The organism is Blautia faecis (assembly GCF_027662325.1).
Classification (GTDB): Bacteria; Bacillota; Clostridia; order Lachnospirales; family Lachnospiraceae; genus Blautia_A; species Blautia_A faecis.
In genome coordinates, this window is sequence record NZ_JAQDKY010000020.1 from 41,835 (window position 1) to 66,613 (window position 24,779).

Sequence of the window (24,779 nt, forward strand, 5' to 3'; positions counted from 1 at the left end):
ATATTTTATCAAACTGTCGTTTTTTATCGTCACTTTCCAGTTGTTTCTCTTTTTATTCTTTTACCGCCGTAGAGACAATTCCCTGCTCCAGATAGTCCTGTCCGGACAAAAATACCAGAACTGCCGGGGCCAGCGCCACCACAGAGGCCGCAAATGCAAACCCTGCCTGCTCCAACTCAATATTAGGCAGGTACAAAGACAACGGCCACAATTCTTTTGTTTTCAAAAATGCCATCGGCTGTTCGATCAGATTCCAGTATTCCAGAAAGCCCAGAACAATGGCAGAAATGACGCCAGGTGAGCCCAAGGGGATGGCAACTATAAAAAACAGTTTAAGCTCACCTGCACCGTCAAGTCTTGCCGCTTCCAGAAACGCCAGAGGAATCCCTTTGAAAAAGCGGTACATAATAAATATGGGGAATGTAGAAAAAACCGCCGGGAAAATAATCCCCAAAAGCGAGTCAAGAAGCCCAATTTTATCCAACACCAGATAATTGCCAAGAAGCATAACCTGAAACGGCATCATCATCAGTGCAATATACAAAGTAAACAATATATTTTTCCCTGGAAAATCAAATTTGGCAAATCCCCATGCAGCAGGCATTCCAACCAGAAGCCCGCCAGCGAGGGCACCAACCGTAATCTTCACCGAGTTCCAGAACATTACGAAAAATTCCGGTGAATCCAGCAATACTTCCACATAATGTTTCAGAGTCGGATATTCCGGAAACAGCTTCCAGGAAGCATATCCTTTCGCCCCCTCCTGCAGCACTGGAAACAGCAGATCTGTAAGCTCATTTTTTCCCATAAGAGAACCAACTACCAGAAATAAAACAGGAAATATAAAGACCAAAGCTAAAAGTACAAGAAAAAAACAAGTTATCTTTTTCACTTCTTAATCCTCTCTTTCCCATGCTTTTTGCAGTAAAAGTACCAGAACCATGATCGCAATTCCAGTAACCACTGCCGCAGCCGCCATCTTATCCATGGCCAGGTCTCTGTACCAGTTATTGAACAGATGCTGCAGAAGATACATGTTCTCCTGTGGATAATCTCCTGCGACCAGATAAGCCTCCCGGAATACTTTAAAGCCGTTCAGCAGCGACAGAACTACAATGGTAAAAAGAGAGGGTAAAAGATTGGGACAGGTAATCCTGGTAAAGCATTTCCAGGCACCTGCTCCATCCACCTTTGCTGCCTCATAAAGAGATTCCGGAATTGTGGAAAGGCCTGCCAGCCACAGTACAATGTCATACCCTAAATTTCGCCAAATATAACTGATCACCAGCACCCAGAAGGTAGCCTTTGTATTCAACCAGTCTATACTTTTCAACGACAACATTTCCAGAAAATGGTTCAAAAGCCCCTGTCCATTAAAGAGTACTTTCCATAAAATTGCCACAGAAGCAACTGGAATGGCCATTGGAAGCAGAAATGCGGTTTTCATCAGCTGCTTCTGATTTTTCCCAAGTCCATTTAGCAGGACAGCAGCTGCCAGTGACAAGACCACCAGTAACGGAATACAGATTCCGAAAAACCGCAAGGTATTTTTCCCGGCAAGAAGAAATGCCTGATTGGAAAATATCATCTGATAATTCATAAATCCAGTAAACACTCCATTTACAGCTCCCAAAAAAGATCTGCGGATCACATCCACATAAGGAAGCAGCCAGAATACACAGACTCCTGCAAAGCTAGGGAGAATAAATAAAATCCCTTTCAGGGCATGTTTTCTTTTCAAAAAATTTCCTCTTTTCTATCTTTCATTCAGCATTATAAAAATAGCAAAGAAATCTCTATTCTTTCTCTAAAGCGTGTTTGAAAAAGGCTTTCTGCAAGATGTGCGCCACAATTTGTGGGAGATTTTGTCCGGTTTTCAAACAGGCTTTAAAATTAATTAGAGAAATTTTAGAGATTTGCGTATATAATGGATAACAGATTATAAGGAGAGGAGTTTCTTATGAGAATCTTAATAATAGAAGATGACAAAGATCTGGCGCAGCTTACAAAGCTTGCACTTGAAAAAGAAAATTTCACGGTAGATATATGTCTGGATGGTGCGGAAGGTCTTTACTATATGCAGGAAAATATGTATGATCTGGTACTTCTGGACCGCATGCTTCCTTCCATGGATGGAACCCAGGTTTTGAAAGAAGCCAGACAGTCCAACATCTCAACCCCTGTTATTTTCCTTACGGCACTTGGCGAATTACAGGACAAAGTCAACGGATTGAACTGCGGAGCAGATGATTACATGGTAAAGCCCTTCGCTTTTGAAGAGCTTCTTGCAAGAATCCACAGCATTATGCGCCGTCCCGGAAAATGGGGTGACTTAAATCTTCTGAAGCTGGGAGATATTGCTTTTGATCCTGAATGCGGGCGCCTTACCAAGGGTGCAAAAGAATGCACTCTTTCCGGCCGCGAAAGTGCCCTTCTGGAAGTATTTCTCCGAAATCCCGGTCAGGTTCTTCCCAGAAACCTTCTTCTCTCCCGCGTATGGGGCATGGAATCCGACGTAGAAGAAGGAAATCTTGACAACTACATACATTTTCTCCGTCGCCGCCTGAAATCTGTGGAAAGCACACTGGTTCTCAAAACCATACGCGGGATAGGTTATCAGTTGGAAGTCTGTCAGTAAACAGCATTCTCGTTTTATTTCGGTAATCTTATCACAAATGTACTTCCGCCACCCGGAGTATCCAGAATACGGATACTCCCTTTATGTAACGTCACAATTTCCCTGGCAATGCAAAGTCCAAGTCCAAAATGCTGTTTCTCCTTTCTGGCCGGATCAGCCCTGTAAAATCTTCGGAATACAGCCTCCTTATTCTCATCCGAAATTCCCGGACCATTATCCTGTACATAAAGCTGAAAATATTTTTCATTTTCTTTTACTCCCATTTCCATCCTGCCACCGACCGACACATAGCTTGCCCCGTTATCCAAAAGTATTCCCAGTACCTGACTGATTCTGGCACTGTCACACTTACAGATAGAAAGAGGCTCCTCTGGCAGAACTACTTTCAGGGAAATCTTTTTCCCATGCAGAATAGGCTGGTATTTCTCATATGTATCCAGAAGCAAGGTATCAAGCTCACAATCTGTCTTCATAATACTCCAGGATTTATTGTCAGCATTTGCAAGAGAAAGCATATCCCCGATAAGCCGGGACATCCTGTCTCCCTCACTTTTTATGGTTTTCAAAAATCTGCCGGCATTTTCCCAGTCAGATTCCATTGCCTGTACACTTGACAATATCACAGCCAGCGGAGATCTCAGTTCATGGGATGCCGAAGCAATAAACTGGGTTTGTTTCCTTTGATTCTCTTCCAAAGGGCGAAGCATTTTTCCTGTAAAAAACCAGGAAAATGTAACCAAAGCCAGAACTGCAAGCAGCACCATACCTCCAAACCAGACTCTTTGATGAAAGATCTGTGTTTTCAACCCATCAAGAGGATATACCAGCACCAGGCTTAACACGCCGCTTCCCTTAGGAATCAAGGCTGTACAGGCATAAAAATCTGAAGTTTCAAAATAAACCGTTTTGGAAAGAGAGAGGCTTCCCATATAGTCCACATCAAGCCCCTGCTCTTCCCGGGAAATTCTGGCAGCCTCTGTCAGCATATTTTCTACAGAGCTCAGATCATCTCCCTTTTTATCCTGATCTTGGCTTTCTGTATCCAGTTTATCAAAATACAGCTTTTTTCCGTTATTCCGAATGCGAAATTCCACCTTGTATTCCTGCTTTGCTTCCAGTATCCACTTGTGAGAAAGCACAGTCTGATTTTCCAGATAAGCCACACAGGAATTTCCATTATTTAAAAATCTTTCGTAAGTATTATGGGTAAGTCCCCTCTCGGAGATCACAAGACAGGAAACTGCCATCAGGATCAGTATTCCGCTTGTGATCAGTGATGCAAATATGGTCATTTGTCTGTGAAGCTTTTTAAACATCTCTTACTCCTTCTATTCTGCCAGATACAGGTTCACCTGCTGCATGACTGCATTTACCGCCTCATCAAGGCTGATTTCCCCATTCAGGTAACGCACTCCGTTTTCACAGACAGCACTGGTAATGATTGTATTATCCAAAACCGGAGTTGTAAGCATTTTTCCAAGCTGTTTTAATTCATTCACCTTATCAGCGGACGGAACTTTTATACTGTATACCAATTCCTGACCGTTCTCGCTGTTACTGCTGCCGCCAGTAACTAACACGTTTCCAGCCTCTCCCTGATTCCAGTAGTCCTCTCCATTGTAAACAGCTTCCACTACAGGGAACCCATCTTCTCTGGAAAGCATCTGTCCTTCCTCAGAAAATAAATATTCCACGAATTTCTCAGCAGCAGCTTTCTGGGAAGCTCTGGAGCTGATTCCGATTCGGCTGACCGGAATGAAACAATTTGCCATCTGCCCATTCCAAAGTGCATAGGACAAGGAAGTATCTATCTCTGCCATAGAATTTACAAATGCAAAATCCAAAGGCGAAAAAATATCACCTAAAGCAAATTCACAGTTTCGGGAAAGCAGCACGGCAGTTTCTCCCGAAATACTGCCAGCTCTTTCATATACTGGCTGTTCACTGTCATCAAAAGCCTGTGGATAAGCAGCCTTTAATTCATCCATAGCATCCTTTCCAGCCTGATAAATTCTTTCGGACTGTTCCAGAAATTCCTTGATCTTTTCTTCGTCCAGAGTTCCATCCGCCTTCATCCATGCTGCGGAATTGTTATCTGCCAGTTTTTCCAGAAGTGCCTGTGGATACATGGAATAAAGTAAGGGCAGCTTATAGATGTTTTCCGAAGTCAGTCCATATTCATCCTTGTGCTTCGTGAGCACATCAGCAAGAGAAGCCAGATCTGTCACTGCCTGCACATCCTCCTTGTTTCCCTCTATCATAGGAATTCCAAATTTCACCGGCATCTCATAGATACTTCCATCCTCTTTTGTATAAGCACTTTCTATGTTGTCCAGTAATCCTGCCTCTTTCAGAATTCCACTTAAATCCTCCAGCATTCCCTGTTCTGCATAGGTTTCGGAAGAAATTCCGTCCAGAATCAGAATATCCGGTCCTTTTCCTGCCATAATTTCCGTATTCAGTGTTTTTAACGCATCTGTACGTGTTACACCATCGTTTCCAGACATTCCGGTTTCCAGTGTGAGATAAATATCCGGATATTTCTTCTGAAACATAACAACAGCCTGTCGAATACCGGAATTCTCTTCCAGGGAATATATGGTGAGCTCTGTATCCGGTACAGTTGGAGTATCTGCAGAATACTTATAAGAAACCAGCCTTCCGCAATTTAAACCGGAGCTGTAATCAATTTCCCCAATGTAAAACACGCCTTCCTGATCCATTGCCATACAGTTAAATGCCTTATTCGAAGAGCTTATGGAATTCAGGCTTCCATCAATTACCTGCTCAATTACATTGCCGCCAAATGCATAGCGGTATAAACCAGTCTGATCCACATAGAATATGGTGTTTTTCTCATCACCATCCAAAAACAGCAAAGCAGTACCGGAGGAATTTCCAAATTCCAGATTTGCAGGAGTCTTTTTCAGCTGCGCAGTCAGTGCATCGCCTCCACCTGCCGGCTTGCCGGAAGCCACATCATAATAATGCACATCTCCATCTGCAATCACAATCAGATACTCTGCAGTCACACACATATAATCTGTGGATTTTCCTTTCTCATACTCATGAACCACAGCCCCGTCAACAGGATTGATTTCCCAGATTCCATTTCCCGAAATCTGCAAAAACAGGTTGCCATTTTCCCCAATATCTATACTCCAGGCCATAGTTTCATCCAAAGCTTCTCCGATTTCTACCTTCTTTCCTTCACCGTCAGCGGGACAATAATAATATTCCATACTTCCCATGCTGTTCTCATCTTCAGATTCTATATACACGCCAATCAGAATACTTCCGTCTCTTCCAAGCGCTGCTTTATAAATGTATTCCCCTTCCACACCGAAAAAACCGGCAACCTTCTTCCCTTCTTCCCAGGTCTTGCCCTTGTCAGAGGACTGGTAGAGCATCAATTCGTAGTCACTGTTTCTTGCAAGCATTTTCAGGCTTCCCTCTTTCATAACCTGCAAATCCACAATCTCCATACATCCTTCCGGCACAGACAGTTCATTCTCCAGATACCGTCCCATTGCTTTGGATTCCACGGAATCTGCCTTGTCCTTCCCTCTGTCAGTACTGCCGCAGCCCATCAGGCTTCCCGCTCCCGCAATGCTCAGACATACTGCTGTAGAAACAGACAGAACTTGTTTCCATTTTTTATATTTTTGCATATTAAAAATCTCCTTCCAGTGGTATGCAATAATCCTACCAAAGGAATCTCTATGTAATCTCTAAACAAGTATATCATGTTTCCCCTTATATTTTGCAAAATTATAACCGACGAAACATAACATTGTCTATAGCCTGTCCTAAAAGCATTTCCACAATCTGCACACTCCACTTTACCCAAATAACAAAAAAACATACTTGGACACATGAATTGACTCATAAAAAGAACGGCCGTTAGCACAAATCATCTAATTTATGCTTTCAGCCGTTCGTTTTTATAACAATATTAACATTTATTGCAAAATATTAACCATTACTCACTTCTAAGTGCATCAATCGGATTCAGGTTGGCCGCCTTAACAGAAGGAAGCAGACCAAAGATGATACCGATCAGCATAGAGAATACTACAGAGCCTATAATCGCCGGAACGCTGATGGCTGTAGGTGAGCCTGCCACCTTGGATACTACTTTTGAAAGTCCGATTCCAAGAACAACTCCGATAATACCTCCAACACTGGTAAGTACTGCTGCCTCCGTCAGGAACTGTCCCAGAATCACCTTCTTTCTGGCACCAATTGCCTTCTTCAGACCAATCTCCTTGGTACGCTCGGTTACAGATACCAGCATGATATTCATAACACCAATACCTCCAACCAGAAGAGAAATACTTGCGATCCAGATCAGCTGGGAGTTGGTGCTCTCACTTAAATCCTGAAGATCCTTTACCCGCTGCATAACATCATCTGCTTTATACTTGAAGCCGCTGCTTCCACTGCCAGTGCTGCTGATAGATTTATTCAGGATTTTCGCCACAGCTGAACCTGTTTCACTCATGTTGTCCGTGCTGTCTACTTTGACGATCGCATTCTCAGGCTCATCAAATTTGTAAGAAATCGGCCAGCATTTATTTGGAATCATTACGGTTCCAATTACATTTTCATAATAGCTGTTGAAATCACTCGGTGTATCCATGTTGGGCAGGCTGTCAGCCGACTGGCGTACAACTCCTACAACTGTATAGGGTTCAGAACCGATCTCAATGATTTTTCCCACCGGATTCGCTCCCGGAAACATGGTATCAGCAGCATAGCTGTCCACCAGTGCCACCTTGCGGAAATTATCATAGTCAGCCTGTACAAATCCCCTTCCGGAACGAACCTGATAACCGCAGGTATTCAGATAATTGGTATCAATGCCATAGACCTTACCACCGGAAAAACTGCTGTTCTCATAGTAAACACTGCTGTTGTAGTCTGTTCTGCTGTAAAAAAATGTTGCATTCTCCACATGGTCTGTTTTTAACACTTCATCCTTCAGGCTCTGACTGAGGATCGGTGTAGAGCCGGAAGAACTGCCATCATAATAATCCACACTGTAAGCACTGTCACCCTGTGACAAAGTTACATTTACCGTGTTATTTCCAGAACCGATCAGGTTATCCTTAATCTGCTCACTCGTTCCCTTAATCGTGGAAACAATGGCAATAATAGATGCAATACCGATAATAATACCCAGCATTGTAAGGAAAGATCTCATCTTGTGTGACCAGATTCCCTGGAATGCCAGACGTATATTTTCAAACATGAAATCCCTCCTTAACCAAGACCGCCATATGATGTGGAATCATATCCCATAAACGTATCCAGCGATCCTTCCTTTGTCTTCATACCTTCTTTAATGGATTTCGAATAAGGGAATGCAATCTTGTCATCCATGGACAAGCCGCCGCTTACCAATACATAAGCACCACCGTTTACATTCTCTTTTACCTTAACGATCTGTTTCTTCAGCACACCATTGTCATCCTTGTACACATAGCTTACGCCGTCTTCCGTACGGACAAAAGCCTTGGAAAGAACAATGCCGTCAGTACTCTGCGCCTGCTGTTCCAGCTGGATATCCACCCAGTCTCCAACACTTACCTGCACGGTGTCATCTGTGATCTTGGCAGTAAAATTATAAGAAGAAACATTTGGATTGCTGTCTCCATAGTAATAATAGGAGCTGTCTCCATCAACTGCATAATCAGAAACCTGGATCACCTCAGCCTCAAAATTCATATATCCATTCTCACCATAAGAATTACAGTTCAAAATTGTGCCTTCCTTCACCTGGTCAAGCATAAGTTCCCCTACAGTTCCCTGTACGTAATAGCCGTCTTTGCTCTTAACAATCATAAAGGAATCAGATTCTGAATTGGTACCTGTAGCTGCATCTCCCACAGTGGTTACAATACCATCCAGCTTACTGGTGATCAGCTGTCTGGCAGCTTTCTTCTGAAGCTTACTGATACTGATCTCACTCTCCTGCACATCCAGTTCCAGACTGGCAATCCGGTTCTTCTGGATCTTAATGGCCTCAGAACGGGACAGGGAAGAGCTTCCGCCACCACTGCCTCCATCACCAGGAATATCCGGCTCGTCATCTCCATTATCATACTGCATAGCCCCGTCAAGGGTAAAATCCATTTCTGCAAAACGGTCAACCGGATTGCTGAGCATATTTCCATCGACCAGATAGTATCCGGTACAGGATCCTTTTCTGTTGGTATAATCAGCAATGGTATCCTTCTTATGGAATTCCAGCAGATACCAGTATCCGCCCGGATGAAGAAGAATGGTTCCGTCAGCATTATAGCCAGCCATCTTATTCAGAAAAGCCCCGGTTACATTAACCTTGCCTTTTGCACTGGAACAAAGATACAGATAAGGATCTTCTTCGGTTCCTGTTCCCTGATAAGGTTCTGTATCATAATCCAGAGTCAGGTAAAAAGGTTCCTCTCCATCTACAAATCCGTCATTTCCAACGGTAGCATTATTCTGTGCGGAACCAGAATTGCTTCCATCTGAAAATCCTCCCTGATTCGTGTCTGAAATATCACTGCTAAAACCATCACTGGAAGGTTCATCATAAAATCCGGAAGCAGTACCCGGATCGCCGGTACTATCCTCTGAATCATCTTCAGAATCATCTCCGGAATCAGCTTCTGTATCAACAGAAATATCTCCTGTGTCACCGCTTGTCATTTCATCTGCAGAACCAATATCTCCGCTTCCCGTTTCCTGGGTATCTGCAGAAGTAATTTCCCCATTTCCAACTGCCTGAGCGTCTGCAAATCCATCTGTCACAGCAGCCAGAAGCATTGGCTGCAAAACAGCTGCCAGATAATGATCAGAAGCAGTTACTGCGGAAGACAGTTCATCATCTCCCATAGAATCTGAGCTGTCATCTTCTGTAGAATCCTTTCCTGAATCAATCAGATTGTCTGCGGAGGAAGAATCGGAATCAAGAATCGGTCCGCCATTTTGCAGGCTGGCAAGTCTTTTCTTTGCAGCAGCAAGATCCTGCTGCTGCTTCTGAAGCTTCAGCTTGGCAATATTCAGTTCCATTTCCACAAGAGTCATATCAAAGGATATCAGCTTGTCTCCCGGCTTTACCTCATCCCCTTTGCTCACATAAACTTCCTGGATTATCATGTCTTTCTCTACGGAAATCCTCTGTGTTGCATTGGCATATACAGTTCCACTCAATGTAGCATCGGAATCATATCTTTCACCTGCCAGATCACTGACGCTTGCCACCAGCACCGCCTTCTGGCTTCCTTTCCGTACATACATCAGTCCGCCGCCAATACCGGTTCCTACAAGGGCTGTGACTACTACACCTATTATAATTTTCTTCGCTTTTCCCATAGGATCACCTCTTTTCCTGAAGCTCACCGTCACGGATCATAACTACCCGCTTGGCATGTGCTGCAATATCCGGATCATGAGTGATCATAAGAACAGAAACACCTTCATCATTCAGCTTCTGGAAAAGCTCCATAACCTGTCTGCCAGACTTACTGTCCAGTGCACCGGTAGGCTCATCAGCCAGTAGAAGTCTTGGATTATTTACAATGGCACGGGCGATGGCAACTCGCTGCATCTGTCCACCTGAGAGCTGATTGGGTCTGAAATCCACACGGTCTGCAAGCCCCACCCTGTCAAGTGCTGCAAAAGCGCGCTCGCGTCGCTCCTTCTTCGGCACATGAGCATAGTTCAGCGGCATTTCCACATTAGAAATAGCAGACTGCCTCGGAAGAAGATGAAAACTCTGAAATACAAATCCAATCTTGTTCAGACGGATATCTGACATCTCATTCTCAGAACATTTGCTGATGTCCTGCCCATCCAGGAAAAAAGTTCCCTTGGTTGCCTGATCCAGACAACCGATTATATTCATCAATGTAGATTTACCAGAACCGGAAGGTCCCATGATGGCTACATATTCGCCCTCTTCCATGGAAAAGTTTACGTCCTTCAATACCGGGACAATCATTTTTCCCTGCTGGTAATCTTTATAAATCCCCTTCAGTTCAAGTATCATCCTGCGGCCTCCGTATCATCAGAACCATACTGTCCAGGCTCATCAATGCTCTCATCCGTAAAATCTTCGTAATCGTCCCCTTCTGAATCATCCTCTATAAAATCTTCATCTGAGAAGTCTTCTGAAGAGTCTGTATAATCACCATCAATGGCTGCATCCATGCTTTCATCAGAAACACCTGTCTCAAAGTCCGCACTGGAATAGTCTCCATCCATAGGCTCCATGGTATCTCCGTCTGAGTACTCACTGCCATCCAGATTACTTTCCATATCAACAGCCTCCAGCTCCTCATCTGTCATCTCAGATACGTCCTTTGTCCGCATTCCCTCTGCTAGGCTGTCTGATGGGAACGCAATACTGTCATCTTCTGTAAGGCCATCTGCGATCTCATATTCTGAAAGATCATCATCATGCTGTCCAAGAACAACGGAGCGCTTCTCCAGCCTTCCCTTGGAATCTACAGCCCACACATATGGGTTTTCTGTATCTGCATCCACAATATAATAATCTCCCAGCCAGATACCTTTCTTCTGCTCTTCCTGTCCCTCATCCATTTCTATGTATACATGCTGTCCTAACATAAGTCCCTTTGATGAATCCAGAGTTACATAGAAAGGATAGGTACTGGAACTTGTAGTATCATCACCGCTGGACATTCCAAAATAGGAATTACTGCTACTGCTGTTCGTAGAATTCTGCTCGTCCACAGCCCCCATAGTTCCATGCCAGATCTGATTCTCATCCACTCTGGAACGCACAATAACTGCAGAGCCTGGAACAACCGTATTACGATTCTGCTCATTTACCTGCCCCTTAATACGGTAAGCACCTGTACTGAGAATGGTGATAAAAGAATTATCAGAAGAATCACTTCCGGAATCAGCTCCCATGCTGTCATCCAGAGTATCTCCATCATCGCTTCCCAGCTTACTGGTATCAATTTTCTGGATGACTCCGTCGATTTCGCTTCGTACTTCTGTATTGGTGGTAGCTGCCTGCAGCTTATCAATCTCTGCCTGCTTGCTCACCTGGTCATATTCGTTCTTCTTCAGATTCATCTTATTCGTCTCAATCTCAATGGTATAAGAAAGCTGGCTGTTCTTATTGGCTTTCTTTTTCTCTTTCTCAAGAGTGGAAATTTGTTGATTAAGGCTGAGGGCTTCATTCTTCAACCGGTCAAGAGCCAGCTGCGCTTCCTTCAGGCTGTCCTGGATACTGCTCAGGTCGTATTCAAAAAGCAACTGTCCCTTCTTTACCTCATCTCCAACCTTCACCTTTACTTCGGTAACAGTCCGATTGTTCTCAATATTTACCTTTACCGTCTCCTGAGGCTCTACCACGCCTGCGAACCGGTTCAGCACTCCGGAATCTTCTCCAAGAAGAGTGCTGATCTTAGTCACATATGCAACTTCACCAGAAGCCGCTGCAGAATCCCCATAATTTTCTTTATAGTAATACCAGCCACCGGCACCAGCTGCTCCAGCAAGAATAATCAGCCCTCCGATGACAAAACCTTTTTTCTTCATGGTTACCTCCTATACGATAACTCAATGGTTTTTCAATATCTTTTGCAATTATAACAGATATATTTCCACATCTGTCATCTGCATTTACCCTGTTTATAATAACAGATTCAGCATCAAAAGAAAAGTGTTCTAAGCTGATAATGCATTTTTCACAATTTATTCACTCTTTTTTTAGAAATATCGTCTAAATTTTAGGCATTTTTGACTTTTATGAAAAAAAATGGTATAATAAAAAAGTTTTATAAACATTTTACGTAATAATTTGAAAGGAAAGAACCCTGTATGAAGTCAGTCAGATTTCTGCTTCCTCTTCTTTTGCTTCTCTGCACTTTTTCACTGTGCGGCTGTACCGGCAAAGAGGAGAAAAAAATCGAGGACGCAGTAAAGCAGGAACTGGATCAGCTAAAGAATCTGGATTCCATTACCACACAGAAATACATCTCCTACCAGGAGCTTTTCCCCGGTGAACCCGAAGATATCGCTATTTCTTCTGATATTGAAGAAGTCTTTTCTCTCTTTTTCCAGGATTTTGACTATAAAATTCTGGATGTTAACGTAGACAAGGACAGACAATCCGCACAGGCGAATCTCAGGCTGGTCACTCTGGATGCCCATGCGCTTGCTGAGGATTTTTCCAAGGCGCAGCTGAAGCATGAAATTTCCCAGTCCGCTTCTTCTGAGGAAGCCACAGAACAGACTATTTCCCTTGAAGAACGCTACATGCTTCTGGATGAACTGCTTAAGAGTAATGACTATCAGACTGTGGAGCGTAACTGCACCATCTCCTTAGACGCCTCAGATAAAGACGGCGAAACCAGTTGGGAGATCCGGCGCACCAATACACTGGAAAACGACCTTGTCGGCGGTCTTATGAACAATCTCACAGACCCGGATATTTTATCACCGGAAGACACAATCTTAGTTTATCTGAATACCCTGAAAAATATGTCAACAGAGGAACTGGGCAATTATTTAAATGCAGATTCCATTATCAGCACAGAAGACCCTGCAAAGATCAGCCTTGCAGAAGCACTGGTAAAACAGGTTCACTCCACCTTTGATTATTCTATTGGGGAAACCACTGTTTCCGGCTATACAGCCACAGTTACAGCCAATATTACCACCTTTGACAGCGATGCTATTCTGGAAAATTATCAGAAGGAGCTGGATTCCTATCTTGCCTCTGTGGATGCTGTTATCGACGGTGCCCAAAAACGATATGAAAAGTCCTACAGTCTGCTTCTTGAATATATTGAAGAAAATACAGCTACTAAAACAGTGGAAACGACTTTCACACTGATCAACGACGGTGCTTCCTGGAAACTGGAAGACGCAGGAACGGTGTTTGGACAGGCATTGTTTGGAACTTTAAGTTCCAGCCCGGTAGAAGACAAGCAGGAAACCAACGGATGATATAGTTAAAATTTACGCCTCTGCAAACTTGTGCAGGGGCGTTTTTATTTGTGCTGACAGCGAACCCAAAGTCCATGCCTGCCAGAGCGTGACAACATTCTTCCATAAGAAAAATCCCACCCATTTTTGCAGGCAGGATTTTTCAGTCAGCTTATTCCAAGTTATAAGCTAAGTTATCTCTTGTTGTATTTCTTTTCTTATTCCTCAGTCTCTGGAGCAGCTTCTTTCTCAACTTCAAGTCCCAGCTCGTCCAACTGTGCTTCGCTTACGCGCTGCGGTGCCTGAGTCATCAGACAGGATGCATCTTTTACCTTCGGGAATGCAATTACGTCACGAATACTGTCAACCTTGGCAATGAGCATAACCAGACGGTCAAGACCATAAGCCAGTCCGGCGTGAGGCGGAACTCCGTATTTGAATGCATCCAGAAGGAATCCGAACTGCTCATGGGCAGCTTCCGGGGTAAATCCAAGCTCTTTAAACATTCTCTCCTGAATGTCATCCTGATGGATACGAACACTGCCGCCGCCGATCTCGTTACCATTCAGTACAATATCGTAAGCCTTCGCACGAACAGCGCCTGGATCTGTGTCGAGAAGCGGGATATCCTCATCCATCGGCATTGTAAATGGATGGTGCATAGCTGTGAAACGGTTTTCTTCCTCGCTCCACTCAAGAAGCGGGAACTCCGTTACCCATACGAAGCGGTATTCGTTCTTGTCAAGAAGCTCCATCTGTTTTGCAAGCTCCAGACGAAGTGCGCCAAGAACATCATAAACCAGTTTCTTCTTATCCGCTGCAAACAGAAGCAGGTCACCTGCTTTACCGTCCATAGCAGCTACAAGAGCATCCATCTCCTCATCTGTCATAAACTTGGCAAAGGAAGACTTTCTGGTGCCATCTTCTGCGATTGCAATGTATGCAAGACCTTTTGCACCATATCCCTTGGCAAACTCTACTAACTTGTCAATTTTCTTACGAGGCATGCAGCCCTGGCCTTCCGCGTTGATACCACGAACGCTTCCACCCGCTTCAAGAGCACCTGTAAATACGGAGAATCCACAGTTCTTCACAATATCGCTTACATCATGAAGCTCCATGCCAAATCTCATATCCGGTTTATCAGAACCGAAACGATCCATTGCTTCCTGCCATGTGATTCTCTCGATTGGAAGCTTCACATCGATACCAAGAACCTCTTTAAACAAATAGGAAAGATATCTCTCATTTACATCGATTACATCATCTACATCTACGAAAGAAAGCTCCATATCAATCTGTGTGAACTCCGGCTGACGATCAGCACGAAGATCCTCATCACGGAAGCATCTTGCAATCTGGATGTATCTGTCATATCCGGAACACATCAGAAGCTGTTTGTACAGCTGCGGTGACTGCGGCAGACCATAGAAGCAGCCAGGATGTACACGGGATGGCACCAGATAATCTCTTGCACCTTCAGGAGTACTCTTTCCAAGCATAGGAGTCTCAATCTCCAGGAATCCCTCGTTTGTAAAGAAGGATCTTGTCAGCTGCATTACACGGCTCTTCAGGATCAGGTTTCTCTGGAGATCCGGACGTCTTAAGTCAAGGTAACGGTATTTCAGACGTACATCCTCTTTTGTTTTGCTGTTCTCCTCAACCGGGAATGGCGGAACTTCTGCCTCGGAAAGAACACGGAGAGATTTTGCTCTCACTTCGATCTCACCTGTTGCAAGATTCTCATTTACTGCACCACCACGTTTCTCAACGGTTCCGGTAACTGCGATCACAAACTCACTTCTCAGCTTGCCGGCTTTGGCAAAGCCTTCCTCATCAATGGAACCATTTTCAAAGATCAGCTGCATAATACCACTGCGGTCACGTAAATCTACGAAAATAATTCCTCCTTTATCTCTTGCTTTCTGAACCCATCCCATAAGTGTTACTTCGCTGCCTACCATCTGTGTGGTCACTTCTGCACATCGACAGGTTCTGTGCAGTCCCTGCATACTCTCAGCCATTTTAAGGCGCCTCCTTATTCTATGGGGTTTCCCCCAGCTTTCTCAGATTATGAACCATTCAGCAGTATTGCTTTAAATGATCCATAAAATATCATTGACGGCTGTTTTTCAAAAACAACACGTTAAATCTCTTTATCAGCGTTTAAAGAATTCCACAAATTCCGTATAGCCTTCAGCTGTCATCTGGTCTTTCTGGAATTTCTTATTCTTCTTCATAATAGAGATATTGACCTGAACTCCGGTCTTTCTCTCTTCTTCTGCCTGACGGAAAATCTCAATCAGCTTGTCTGACGGCATATTTTTCTCAATAAGATATGCCTTCTTAGTCTTTGCTGTGGGAATCTGATATCCTCTTTCAAGAAGGAGCATAACAATACGCTCAAATCCAATAGAGAATCCGCATGCACTTGTACTGTTTCCTGTAAATTTACCAATCATCTCATCATAACGTCCGCCGCCGCCAACGCTGCCGCCAAACTCATCCATGGAAATTTCGAAGATCGGACCGGTGTAATAAGACATGCCGCGAACCAGTGTAGGATCAAATGCCATCTTAAAGTCAGCAGTCTTCACAGCTTCCACAGTGGAAATGATCGTCTCAAGATCTGCTGCGATCTGTTCGTCAAGAACATCTGCCAGCTTCTCCTTGCAATATCTTACGCCCTGGATATCTGAGCTGATTTCTTTAAACATTGCAAGATAAGTATCAATGCTTTCTTTTGCAAAGCCTTCCTCTTCCAGTTCTTTCGCTACGCCCTCAAGACCAATCTTATCCATTTTGTCAAGAATGATAAATACAGTATCAAAGCTTTCCTTCGGAAATCCGCTATACTCAGCCATAGCCTTCAGAATACGGCGGTCATTGATACGGATAGTGAAATTATGGAAGTCAAGCTTGCCAAGAAGTGTAGTAGTCGCAAGTACCAGCTCGATTTCTGCCATATAAGTAGGCTCACCTAAAATGTCAATGTCACACTGCATAAACTGACGGAAACGTCCTCTCTGCGGACGATCAGCTCTCCATACATATCCCATCTGAAGTGCCTTAAATGGTCCAGGCAGTTCATTAGAGTTATTTGAATAATATCTGGAAAGAGGTACTGTCAGATCATAGCGAAGACCTGAATCCACAAGATCAGCTTCTTCTTTTGCCTGGTCAAGTTTCAGCTTCTCACCTCTTTTTAAGATTTTGAAAATCAGCTTCTCGTTATCACCGCCCTGTTTGCTGCACAGGTTCTCAATGTGCTCCACTCCCGGAGTCTCAATTGAAGTAAATCCAAAGGAACCATATGTTTCACGGATCAGTCCTGTAACATAGTTACGGACTTCCATCTCCTTTGGTAAAATATCTTTCATGCCGGTAACCGGCTTCTTCTTTAATGCCATGTGTCCTCCTTATTTACCAGCCTGGCTGGCGTGTACTACTCTTTGAAATGCAAGAAATACTTCCAGATCAAAGTTTTTTATTTCGTCTATCATCAATTCCATCACAGTATGCTTATCAAAAGCCTTGCGGTAAGACCGCTCCTGACTCAATGCACAGAATACATCGCATACACGAAGAATCCGGGCACCAATGGGAATCTCCTTCCCTGCCAGATTGGACGGATAACCGCTTCCATCGTAATTTTCATGATGATAAAGAATACTCTCAAGAACAAAATCCGAATAGCCCTGGTCTTTCAGTTCCTCATAGCCAAGTGTAGAATGCATGCGGACATATTTCAATTCCTCAATTACCATGGGATTACTTTCCTGCCCGTTGATATAGCTTCTCAGTTTCAGCTTTCCTATGTCGTGAAGCATTCCTGCAATTGCAAGATCGTAACACTGCTCATGAGGAAGTCCAAGCTCCTTACTTAACGCGTACGCCAGATTACTCACTGCGATTCCATGCCTTAACTCTGCTGATAAATCAAATTCCAGAACTCTGTCGGATGTTTCTGACTGTTCACTGGAAAGCTTTTCCAAGAATTTTCCCTCCCTCCTACAACCAGGTTCCAATTCCTGTTCGCTTTCTTTCAATCATCTCATCAATACGGGCAATATAGCTTGTGACATCTTTCACATTCTCCACCCGCTCAATACGTTTGCCATGGTCAAAGACCAGTTTGGAAGAACCGCCTGCTCCAAGAGCAATGATCGGTTGTTTTTCTTCCATAATCAGTATATTGTAAATCCCGGCTTTGTCAACCTTTGCATAGCCTACATTTTCAAAATTTCCCTTCATATTCTTCTGACGGTACAGATAGTAAGGTCCCATTTCCATGGAATATGCAGTCTGCTGTGTCAGATCCATGATCTCCTGGTTATTTTCAAATGTCATCTCCTGATATTTGTCCTTAAACATATTCAGGCGTGCTGCACGCTTCACAGCCAGAGAATGTACGGTAAGGCTGTCCGGGGAAAGCTCTTTTACTTTCTCCAATGTGTATTTCACCTTGGAAATATCCTCTCCAGGCAGTCCTACAATGAGATCCATGTTAATATTGTTATAATTCAGCTCTCTGGCAAGATGGAAAGCTTCTATGGTCTGTGCCACAGTATGACGTCTTCCAATGATTTCCAGAGTATCCTGATTCATGGTCTGGGGATTAACAGAAATTCTGGTCACAGGAAATTCTTTAATTGTCTCAAGCTTCTCCCTTGTAATACTGTCTGGTCTGCCAGCTTCAATGGTAAATTCTACAAGTCCATCAAAACCAAAGGACTCTCCCAGCTGTTCAAGAAGCCTTTTCAGCTGATACGGCTCTAACGTGGTAGGTGTGCCTCCGCCGATATAAATCGTATCCAGCTTGTAGTTCTTCATCATCCTGGCCGTTTCGCGAATTTCCAGACATAAAGCATCCAGATATTCATCTACTCTTTTTGCCCAGAGCTTCAAAGGGTAGGAGCTGAAGGAACAATACAAACAGATACTTGGACAAAAGGGAATACCTACATATAAGCTGTAACCATGCTCATAATCAATATCCTGAAGAAGTGCCCGCTCCCTGTTTGCTATGGTGATGGCAAGAGCAGTTTTCTTTGCGCTTACCAGGTAACGCTCCCGCATTTCCTGTGCAATCTCGGTATTTTTCATACCACTCTCGATCATCCCCATGGCAAGCTTGGCCGGACGAATTCCCGTAAGATTCCCCCATGGAAGGGTTCTGCCGGTAAGCTTCACCAGAACATTGTACAGTGCATATTTCAGACTGTCCTTGTTGGCTTTACGAAGCTCATGGGCATCCCTGAGTTTCTCATGAGTTTCCTGACTGGAATCCCCGTCTGCCCCCCGGATCACCTCTGCGCTGGCAACACCTTTTTGATCCTTCGTATCATATTTTATAACAAAATTGTCATTATCTTTTTTCACAGTAAAGAAGATATCGTATACCGCTTCGTCTTTTTCGTAGAGGCTGTGGATATCTCCTTCCGGATAAAATGCTTTTATTAATTCATATATATCATGCTCGAAATCCCTGTCAAGCAGCAGGATTCCTATTTTACACAAATGGATTGTACCTCTTTTCGTAACCGATAGTTGTAGATGTATCATGCCCCGGATAAACATTTGTTTCATCTGGAAGGGCATTTAACAGCTTATGAAGGCTCTCCCGGATTTCACGGGAACTGCCGCCAGGAAAATCCGTTCTTCCAACAGAACCACAGAATAATGTGTCCCCGCTGAACAGAACCCTTTCGTCTTTCAGATAGTAGCAACAGCTTCCTTTCGTGTGTCCTGGAGTGTGGAGCATCTGAATAGAAAATCCAGCAGCTTCAAATACCTGCAGGTCCTCCAGAAAAACATCAGGACGCACAGAACATGGTTTATGCATCCGGTCAGTCATATTCACAGAAGGCTCCCGAAGCATTTCCTCTTCCTGACGACAGGCATAAACCGGAATCTGATACTCAGCTTTCACAGCCTGTACTGCCATAATGTGGTCAAAATGTCCATGAGTCAGAAGGATTCCTACCGGCTTTGCCCCCATATCTTCCACCTTCTGAAAGATTCTCTTCGGTGAATCTGCCGGATCAACAATCAGTGTTTCACCAGTTTCTTTATTTTTTAAAAAGTAGCAATTGGTATATACAGGGCCAAGAACCATCTGCTGTAATTCAAGTTTTCCCATAGATTATCCTTTCATGGCAGCTGATATGCCATTTATGTTATTATTCCGTTATTGTCCGTGTCCTGACCGGTAACATACCATCCAATGCTCAACGTACTGTATATCTCCAACCAGTTCACATTTCCATTGTTTCTCAGCCTGTAGTTCTTTCTACATCCAAAACACTTTCCAGCTGACGTATCTTCTCGATAAGGGAATTCAGTTCATCCTTACAGCTGACGTTAAAGCTTACAGAAATAGTGGCCTTCTCCTGCTTGTTTGTTCGGCAGTTAATATTTCGGATGTCAATCTTACGCTCTGTAAAGATCTTGGAAATATCAACCAGAAGACCGGTACGATTATTAGCATATACATTGATCTCAGCCATGTAATGCTCATCCGGCTTGATCTCCGGATCCTGCCACTCTGCTTCCAGAAGACGTCTTCTGTCCATTTCAGACATATTCATCACATTTACACAGTCAGTTCGATGAATGGTAACACCACGGCCTCTTGTAACATATCCAACAATCTCATCACCGGGAATCGGATTACAGCATTTGGAGAAGCGTACTGCAACGTCATGAATGCCCCGTACTACAATGCCGCTCTTGCTCTTGATATGATGCTTCTTATCCTGATTCTCTGCGGCTGCTGCCTCCAGAACTTCTTCATCTGTGAGATTCTTTTTATTCTCTTTATCATAAGCTTCTACAAGCTTATTAAATACCTGTCCCTCTTTCAGTCCGCCATGTCCGATGGCGGCAAGTACAGAATCCCAGTCACGGAAACCATATTTACGAAGGACTGCGTCCAGATACTGAGTCTTGGTGTAATTAGCGAATTTAAAGCCCTTACTCTTGGCATACTGGGCAAGCATTTCCTTGCCCTTCAGAATATTATCTTCCTTCAGTTCTTTCTTGAACCACTGATTGATCTTATTTCTGGCCTGTGTACTCTTGACCACCTTCAGCCAGTCACGGCTTGGTCCCTGGGAATTCTGGGAAGTAATGATTTCAATACGGTCACCATTCTGGATCCGGTACTCAATGGGCACCAGTTTGCCATTTACCCTGGCACCTACCATTTTGTTTCCTACAGCACTGTGCACGCTGTATGCAAAATCAATGGGGGTGGAGCCGTTAGGAAGGGTTTTCACATCTCCCTGTGGAGTAAAGCAGTATACACTGTCTGCAAACAGATCCAGATCATTTTTCAGAAGACTCATGAACTCTTTATTATCAGACATGTCTCTCTGCCATTCCAGGATCTGGCGCAGCCAGTTCAGCTTCTCCTCCTCACGATTGCCTGAGGAAGCCTTACCGTCAGAAGCCTCTTTATACTTCCAATGTGCAGCAATACCGTACTCGGCAGTCTTATGCATCTCAAAGGTTCTAATCTGAATTTCAAAAGGCTGTCCATTCGGTCCGATCAGCGTGGTATGCAAAGACTGGTACATATTTGGTTTGGGCATTGCAATATAGTCCTTGAAACGTCCTGGAATTGGCTTATACATCTCATGGATCACACCAAGTGCCGCATAACAGTCCTTCACTGTATCTACCAGGATACGCACTGCAAACAAATCGTAAATCTGATCAATCGTCTTATTCTGATTTACCATCTTTTTATAGATACTGAAAAAGTGTTTTACACGGCCGTCAACCTGTGCCTTAATTCCGGCTTCTACCATATGCTGATGCACAGTCTTGACAATATTCCCTACGAATTCCTCACGGACGCTTTTACGAAGTGCTACTTTCTCAACCAGATCATAATAAACATCTGGTTTCAGATATTTCAGGGAAAGGTCATCCAGCTCTACTTTGATCTTGGAAATACCAAGACGCTGTGCGATAGGCGCATAGATGTCCATCGTCTCTCTTGCCTTCTCCTTCTGTTTCTCCGGAGTCATGTACTGAAGAGTACGCATATTATGAAGACGGTCTGCAAGCTTGATCAGAATAACACGGATATCCTTTGCCATGGCAAGGAACATCTTGCGAAGACTCTCTGCCTGCAGCTCTACTTTATCCTTGGAATAGGATAGCTGACCGATCTTAGTTACCCCATCTACCAGAAGCGCAACCTCAGGTCCAAATTCTCTGGTGATCTCATCGCAGGTCATCCAGGTATCTTCAACAGCATCGTGAAGAAGGCCTGCTACAATGGTCTCCTTATCCAGTTCCAGATCCGCCAGAATAATGGCAACACATAAAGGATGAATAATGTAGGGTTCCCCGGACTTTCTCTTCTGATCCTTGTGGGCTTCCCTTGCAGTCTCGTATGCCTTCTGGATCATGGTTATGTCCGTAGAAGGATGATATTTCTTTATGCTGGCAATCAGCTCATTATATAATACTTCAGGGCTTGTAAAGTCGTGCATGGATTTTACAGCTGCATCTGCTTTCTTCACAGACTCCAGCTTCTCCATATCCTCTTTTGATACTTCAGGCTCCTTGCCCTGCTCGTTAACAATATCAGCCATATTTCACACCTGCCTGTTTAAATACTATCTGCGTCAGCATCCGCCCACCTGTTTCCCCGGGGGAATCTGGCGAAACAGACACATCCTTTATTTACCTTCATAACGGATTACAGAAGCAACGTCATATTTCTCCAGTTTCTTACGTCCCTCAAGACCTGCAAGTTCCATCAGAAATACGATCTTCACTACCACTCCACCAAGCTGCTCTACCAGTTTCGCTGCAGCTTCAACTGTACCGCCTGTTGCGATCAGATCATCAATGATAACTACCTTCTGTCCTGGCTTAATGGCATCCTTGTGAATCTCAATCTCAGCTTTGCCATATTCCAGATCATAGCTTGCAGAAACGGTCTCACATGGGAGTTTTCCTTTCTTACGTACTGGTACAAAAGACTTATGAAGATTATAAGCAATTGGCATTCCAAAAATGAATCCACGGGATTCTGTTCCCACTATTACATCCACATCCACATCCTTCAGACAATCCTGCATGGAATCAATTGCAAGCTTCAGTCCGTCTGCGTCCTGAAGGATACTGGTAACATCTCTGAAAATAATGCCTGGTTCTGGAAAATCAGGTATACTTCTTATATATTCTTCTATTTTTTTCATAATAGCCTCCTCAGATTAATGGATGTTGTGGGGAAAGCCTCAGCCACCCCAGAGCGTGTTTAAAAAAAGAAAGCCTTTTTCACACATGCTCTAGCATCATAAATATTTTTTAGTATAACACTTTTTAAATCGGGAATCAACGCAAAACCGACAGGCTCACTGGAAATACTGCATTTTTCGTGGTTTTACATGATTATCCCCTTTTTAGCAATAATTTTGTATGACAATTTGCAAAGAGTCTCTTCCCATATAGGAGTTGATCTTCGGATAATAGGTTACAGAAATAGTTCCATGAGACCTTGCAAACTCTGCAAACTCCTTTGCCTCGCCCCAGTAAACCCCATCCATCACCGTGCCGGATTCGTCCATCAGCTGCAATTTCACTGTATTCTGAGTCTTTCCATATATTCCGGTTTTTAAAACGCGGAGATTTTTCTGGGCAAAAACAGGCTTCGCATTTCCTTTTCCAAAGGGTTCCAGAACAGAGAGCTGACGGATCAGATTCTCGTTTATGTAAGAAATGGGCATTGGTACATCGATCACGATTTTTGGGATCATATCTTCCTCTGTCAAGGTGCAGTTTTCATTGAGCTGACGGCGAAATGCTTCCACATTTGCTTCTTCTATAGAAAGACCTGCTGCCATAGGATGGCCACCATACTGGAGCAACAGACTGTCACATTTTACAAGCTCCTCATACATGGAATAATTTTCTGTAGATCTGCCGCTGCCTTTCACCGATTTTTCCCCTCTTGTAAGAACAAAAGCAGGCTTGTGATATTTTTCACGGATTCTTCCTGCTATGATTCCTGCAAGACTCTCATGACAATCCGGCAAAAATACAACCATTACTCTGTCATTTTTCAGATTGCTGCCCTCTATCAGCTTGTAGGCAGCTTCTGTACCCTGTTCCGTCAGTGCCTTACGGCTGTCATTCAATGCTTTCAGATCGTTTGCAAGCTTTGCAGCCTCTTCTTCATCTTCACACTGTAATAGGGACAGGGAGCGCATGGCTGTATCCAGTCTTCCGCTGGCATTAATGCACGGACCAAGGCGAAAACCAATATCGTAGGAACTGATTTTCTGATTTTCCAGACCAATTGCTCTTATCAAAGCTTTCAGTCCCTTATTTTTTGTATGAGGCAGACGTAAAAGTCCCTCTTTTACAAGAATACGGTTTTCTCCCTGAAGGTCCATAATATCTCCAACTGTAGCGATAGCCGCAGGTTCCAGATAATCTTCTTTCTCACTCTCCGGGATTCCATATTTTTCATACAATGCAAAAACCAGTTTCATTGCAACCACTGCGCCACAGATATTTTTATTTGGATACGTACAGTCAGACTGTTTTGGATTGATAATTGCATCTGCCAGAGGAAGCTTGTATTTTCGCCCTTCTTCTGTATCTTCAAAAGGGACCTCGTGGTGATCCGTCACTACCACTGTCATGCCCATTTTTTTTGCAAATGCAATCTGATCTGCAGCCGAAATTCCATTGTCACAGGTCACGATCGTATCTACTCCATCCTCTTTTGCTTTCTCTATAAGATGATTATGAATTCCATATCCATCTGCAATGCGGTCCGGAATATAAGTATCTACATTCGCCCCCAGGCGTTTAAATCCTTTTAACAGAATATAAGTTGCAGTTACACCGTCAATATCATAATCTCCTATAATTCTCATCCTGGTTCCCAGATCTATTTTTTGCGAAATAATTTCCACAGCTTTGTCAATATCCTTCAGACTTTTCCAGGATGGAATGTCATCCAGGGTTCCGTTCAGATACTGATTAATTTCTGCATCTTCTGTAATATCCCTGTTCCGAATAATCCTGGCGATCACCGGATCTATTCCATACTTCCGGCCAATCTCCTGAAAATCAGCTCTTTTCGCCGCTAATACCCATTTTTCCATGCTCTGTCTCCTGTTGTAAATTGTATTGCTATTTAATTGGTTGGTCG

19 protein-coding genes are annotated in these 24,779 nt (G+C 43.7%); 3 read left to right on the plus strand and 16 right to left on the minus strand.

The window, feature by feature from the left end:
* Window positions 1–52: 52 nt before the first annotated feature.
* The gene (locus PGQ38_RS10805; RefSeq protein WP_226854858.1) at window positions 53–892 is read right to left on the minus strand and encodes a carbohydrate ABC transporter permease; all 840 of its coding nucleotides are present in this window, start codon (window positions 890–892) and stop codon (window positions 53–55) included.
* A gap of 3 nt (window positions 893–895) precedes the next feature.
* Window positions 896–1,741 (minus strand): carbohydrate ABC transporter permease, encoded by an 846-nt coding sequence (locus PGQ38_RS10810; protein WP_173718311.1) that lies wholly within the window; start codon window positions 1,739–1,741, stop codon window positions 896–898.
* A gap of 77 nt (window positions 1,742–1,818) precedes the next feature.
* Between PGQ38_RS10810 and PGQ38_RS20650 the strand changes: the two genes are divergently transcribed.
* Together PGQ38_RS20650 and PGQ38_RS10815 are read left to right on the plus strand one after the other, a co-directional pair.
* A complete protein-coding gene (locus tag PGQ38_RS20650; protein WP_368357298.1) occupies window positions 1,819–1,935 on the plus strand; it encodes a DUF6783 domain-containing protein in 117 nt (38 codons plus the stop codon).
* A 25-nt stretch (window positions 1,936–1,960) separates the two neighbouring features.
* A complete protein-coding gene (locus tag PGQ38_RS10815) occupies window positions 1,961–2,638 on the plus strand; it encodes a response regulator transcription factor (protein WP_118579423.1) in 678 nt (225 codons plus the stop codon).
* A 14-nt stretch (window positions 2,639–2,652) separates the two neighbouring features.
* Here PGQ38_RS10815 and PGQ38_RS10820 read toward each other — a convergent pair whose 3' ends face one another.
* From PGQ38_RS10820 to PGQ38_RS10845, 6 genes are all read right to left on the minus strand, one after another.
* Window positions 2,653–3,954 (minus strand): sensor histidine kinase, encoded by a 1,302-nt coding sequence (locus PGQ38_RS10820; protein ID WP_270431671.1) that lies wholly within the window; start codon window positions 3,952–3,954, stop codon window positions 2,653–2,655.
* Window positions 3,955–3,966: 12 nt separating this feature from the next.
* The gene (locus PGQ38_RS10825; RefSeq protein WP_226854855.1) at window positions 3,967–6,309 is read right to left on the minus strand and encodes an ABC transporter substrate-binding protein; all 2,343 of its coding nucleotides are present in this window, start codon (window positions 6,307–6,309) and stop codon (window positions 3,967–3,969) included.
* A gap of 311 nt (window positions 6,310–6,620) precedes the next feature.
* Window positions 6,621–7,892: an ABC transporter permease gene (locus PGQ38_RS10830; protein ID WP_118579414.1), complete on the minus strand. Its 1,272-nt coding sequence runs from the start codon at window positions 7,890–7,892 to the stop codon at window positions 6,621–6,623.
* An 11-nt stretch (window positions 7,893–7,903) separates the two neighbouring features.
* On the minus strand, window positions 7,904–10,000 hold the full coding sequence (locus tag PGQ38_RS10835) for an efflux RND transporter periplasmic adaptor subunit (protein WP_270431673.1): 2,097 nt from the start codon (window positions 9,998–10,000) through the stop codon (window positions 7,904–7,906).
* A gap of 4 nt (window positions 10,001–10,004) precedes the next feature.
* Window positions 10,005–10,676 (minus strand): ABC transporter ATP-binding protein, encoded by a 672-nt coding sequence (locus PGQ38_RS10840; protein ID WP_148461915.1) that lies wholly within the window; start codon window positions 10,674–10,676, stop codon window positions 10,005–10,007.
* Entirely contained in the window at window positions 10,673–12,202 is a 1,530-nt protein-coding gene (locus PGQ38_RS10845) for an efflux RND transporter periplasmic adaptor subunit (RefSeq protein ID WP_270431675.1), read from the minus strand. Before PGQ38_RS10845 ends, PGQ38_RS10840 begins: the two co-directional genes overlap by 4 nt.
* Window positions 12,203–12,484: 282 nt before the next feature.
* Here PGQ38_RS10845 and PGQ38_RS10850 point away from each other — a divergent pair, with 282 nt between their 5' ends.
* Complete coding sequence (locus PGQ38_RS10850) at window positions 12,485–13,615, plus strand: hypothetical protein (protein ID WP_270431678.1); 1,131 nt, start codon at window positions 12,485–12,487, stop codon at window positions 13,613–13,615.
* Window positions 13,616–13,812: 197 nt separating this feature from the next.
* On the opposite strand, the gene aspS is transcribed toward PGQ38_RS10850, so the two are convergent.
* The 8 genes from aspS to recJ all read right to left on the minus strand — a co-directional run bounded on the left by aspS (window position 13,813) and on the right by recJ (window position 24,732).
* The gene (aspS, locus tag PGQ38_RS10855) at window positions 13,813–15,618 is read right to left on the minus strand and encodes an aspartate--tRNA ligase (RefSeq protein WP_270431680.1); all 1,806 of its coding nucleotides are present in this window, start codon (window positions 15,616–15,618) and stop codon (window positions 13,813–13,815) included.
* Between the two features lie 135 nt (window positions 15,619–15,753).
* Complete coding sequence (hisS, locus tag PGQ38_RS10860; protein ID WP_195699974.1) at window positions 15,754–17,004, minus strand: histidine--tRNA ligase; 1,251 nt, start codon at window positions 17,002–17,004, stop codon at window positions 15,754–15,756.
* 9 nt (window positions 17,005–17,013) lie between these two features.
* The gene (locus tag PGQ38_RS10865) at window positions 17,014–17,589 is read right to left on the minus strand and encodes an HD-GYP domain-containing protein (RefSeq protein ID WP_118579396.1); all 576 of its coding nucleotides are present in this window, start codon (window positions 17,587–17,589) and stop codon (window positions 17,014–17,016) included.
* A gap of 16 nt (window positions 17,590–17,605) precedes the next feature.
* A complete protein-coding gene (gene hemZ, locus PGQ38_RS10870; protein ID WP_270431683.1) occupies window positions 17,606–19,159 on the minus strand; it encodes a coproporphyrinogen dehydrogenase HemZ in 1,554 nt (517 codons plus the stop codon).
* Window positions 19,107–19,736 carry an MBL fold metallo-hydrolase gene (locus PGQ38_RS10875; RefSeq protein WP_173735053.1) on the minus strand — a complete coding sequence of 210 codons (630 nt, stop codon included), beginning with the start codon at window positions 19,734–19,736 and terminating at the stop codon, window positions 19,107–19,109. Before PGQ38_RS10875 ends, hemZ begins: the two co-directional genes overlap by 53 nt.
* Window positions 19,737–19,869: 133 nt before the next feature.
* Complete coding sequence (locus PGQ38_RS10880; RefSeq protein ID WP_148461922.1) at window positions 19,870–22,203, minus strand: RelA/SpoT family protein; 2,334 nt, start codon at window positions 22,201–22,203, stop codon at window positions 19,870–19,872.
* An 87-nt stretch (window positions 22,204–22,290) separates the two neighbouring features.
* Entirely contained in the window at window positions 22,291–22,815 is a 525-nt protein-coding gene (locus PGQ38_RS10885; protein ID WP_118579390.1) for an adenine phosphoribosyltransferase, read from the minus strand.
* A gap of 204 nt (window positions 22,816–23,019) precedes the next feature.
* On the minus strand, window positions 23,020–24,732 hold the full coding sequence (gene recJ, locus PGQ38_RS10890; RefSeq protein WP_118579387.1) for a single-stranded-DNA-specific exonuclease RecJ: 1,713 nt from the start codon (window positions 24,730–24,732) through the stop codon (window positions 23,020–23,022).
* Window positions 24,733–24,779: the final 47 nt, after the last annotated feature.

Coding starts and splice junctions, on each gene's coding strand:
- PGQ38_RS10815 (WP_118579423.1), top strand. CDS start 1,961: ATGAGAATCTTAATAATAGAAGATGACAAAGATCTGGCGCAGCTTACA.
- PGQ38_RS10820 (WP_270431671.1), bottom strand. CDS start 3,954: ATGTTTAAAAAGCTTCACAGACAAATGACCATATTTGCATCACTGATC.
- PGQ38_RS10825 (WP_226854855.1), bottom strand. CDS start 6,309: ATGCAAAAATATAAAAAATGGAAACAAGTTCTGTCTGTTTCTACAGCA.
- PGQ38_RS10830 (WP_118579414.1), bottom strand. CDS start 7,892: ATGTTTGAAAATATACGTCTGGCATTCCAGGGAATCTGGTCACACAAG.
- PGQ38_RS10835 (WP_270431673.1), bottom strand. CDS start 10,000: ATGGGAAAAGCGAAGAAAATTATAATAGGTGTAGTAGTCACAGCCCTT.
- PGQ38_RS10840 (WP_148461915.1), bottom strand. CDS start 10,676: ATGATACTTGAACTGAAGGGGATTTATAAAGATTACCAGCAGGGAAAA.
- PGQ38_RS10845 (WP_270431675.1), bottom strand. CDS start 12,202: ATGAAGAAAAAAGGTTTTGTCATCGGAGGGCTGATTATTCTTGCTGGA.
- PGQ38_RS10850 (WP_270431678.1), top strand. CDS start 12,485: ATGAAGTCAGTCAGATTTCTGCTTCCTCTTCTTTTGCTTCTCTGCACT.
- aspS (WP_270431680.1), bottom strand. CDS start 15,618: ATGGCTGAGAGTATGCAGGGACTGCACAGAACCTGTCGATGTGCAGAA.
- hisS (WP_195699974.1), bottom strand. CDS start 17,004: ATGGCATTAAAGAAGAAGCCGGTTACCGGCATGAAAGATATTTTACCA.
- hemZ (WP_270431683.1), bottom strand. CDS start 19,159: ATGATACATCTACAACTATCGGTTACGAAAAGAGGTACAATCCATTTG.
- PGQ38_RS10875 (WP_173735053.1), bottom strand. CDS start 19,736: ATGGGAAAACTTGAATTACAGCAGATGGTTCTTGGCCCTGTATATACC.
- PGQ38_RS10880 (WP_148461922.1), bottom strand. CDS start 22,203: ATGGCTGATATTGTTAACGAGCAGGGCAAGGAGCCTGAAGTATCAAAA.
- PGQ38_RS10885 (WP_118579390.1), bottom strand. CDS start 22,815: ATGAAAAAAATAGAAGAATATATAAGAAGTATACCTGATTTTCCAGAA.
- recJ (WP_118579387.1), bottom strand. CDS start 24,732: ATGGAAAAATGGGTATTAGCGGCGAAAAGAGCTGATTTTCAGGAGATT.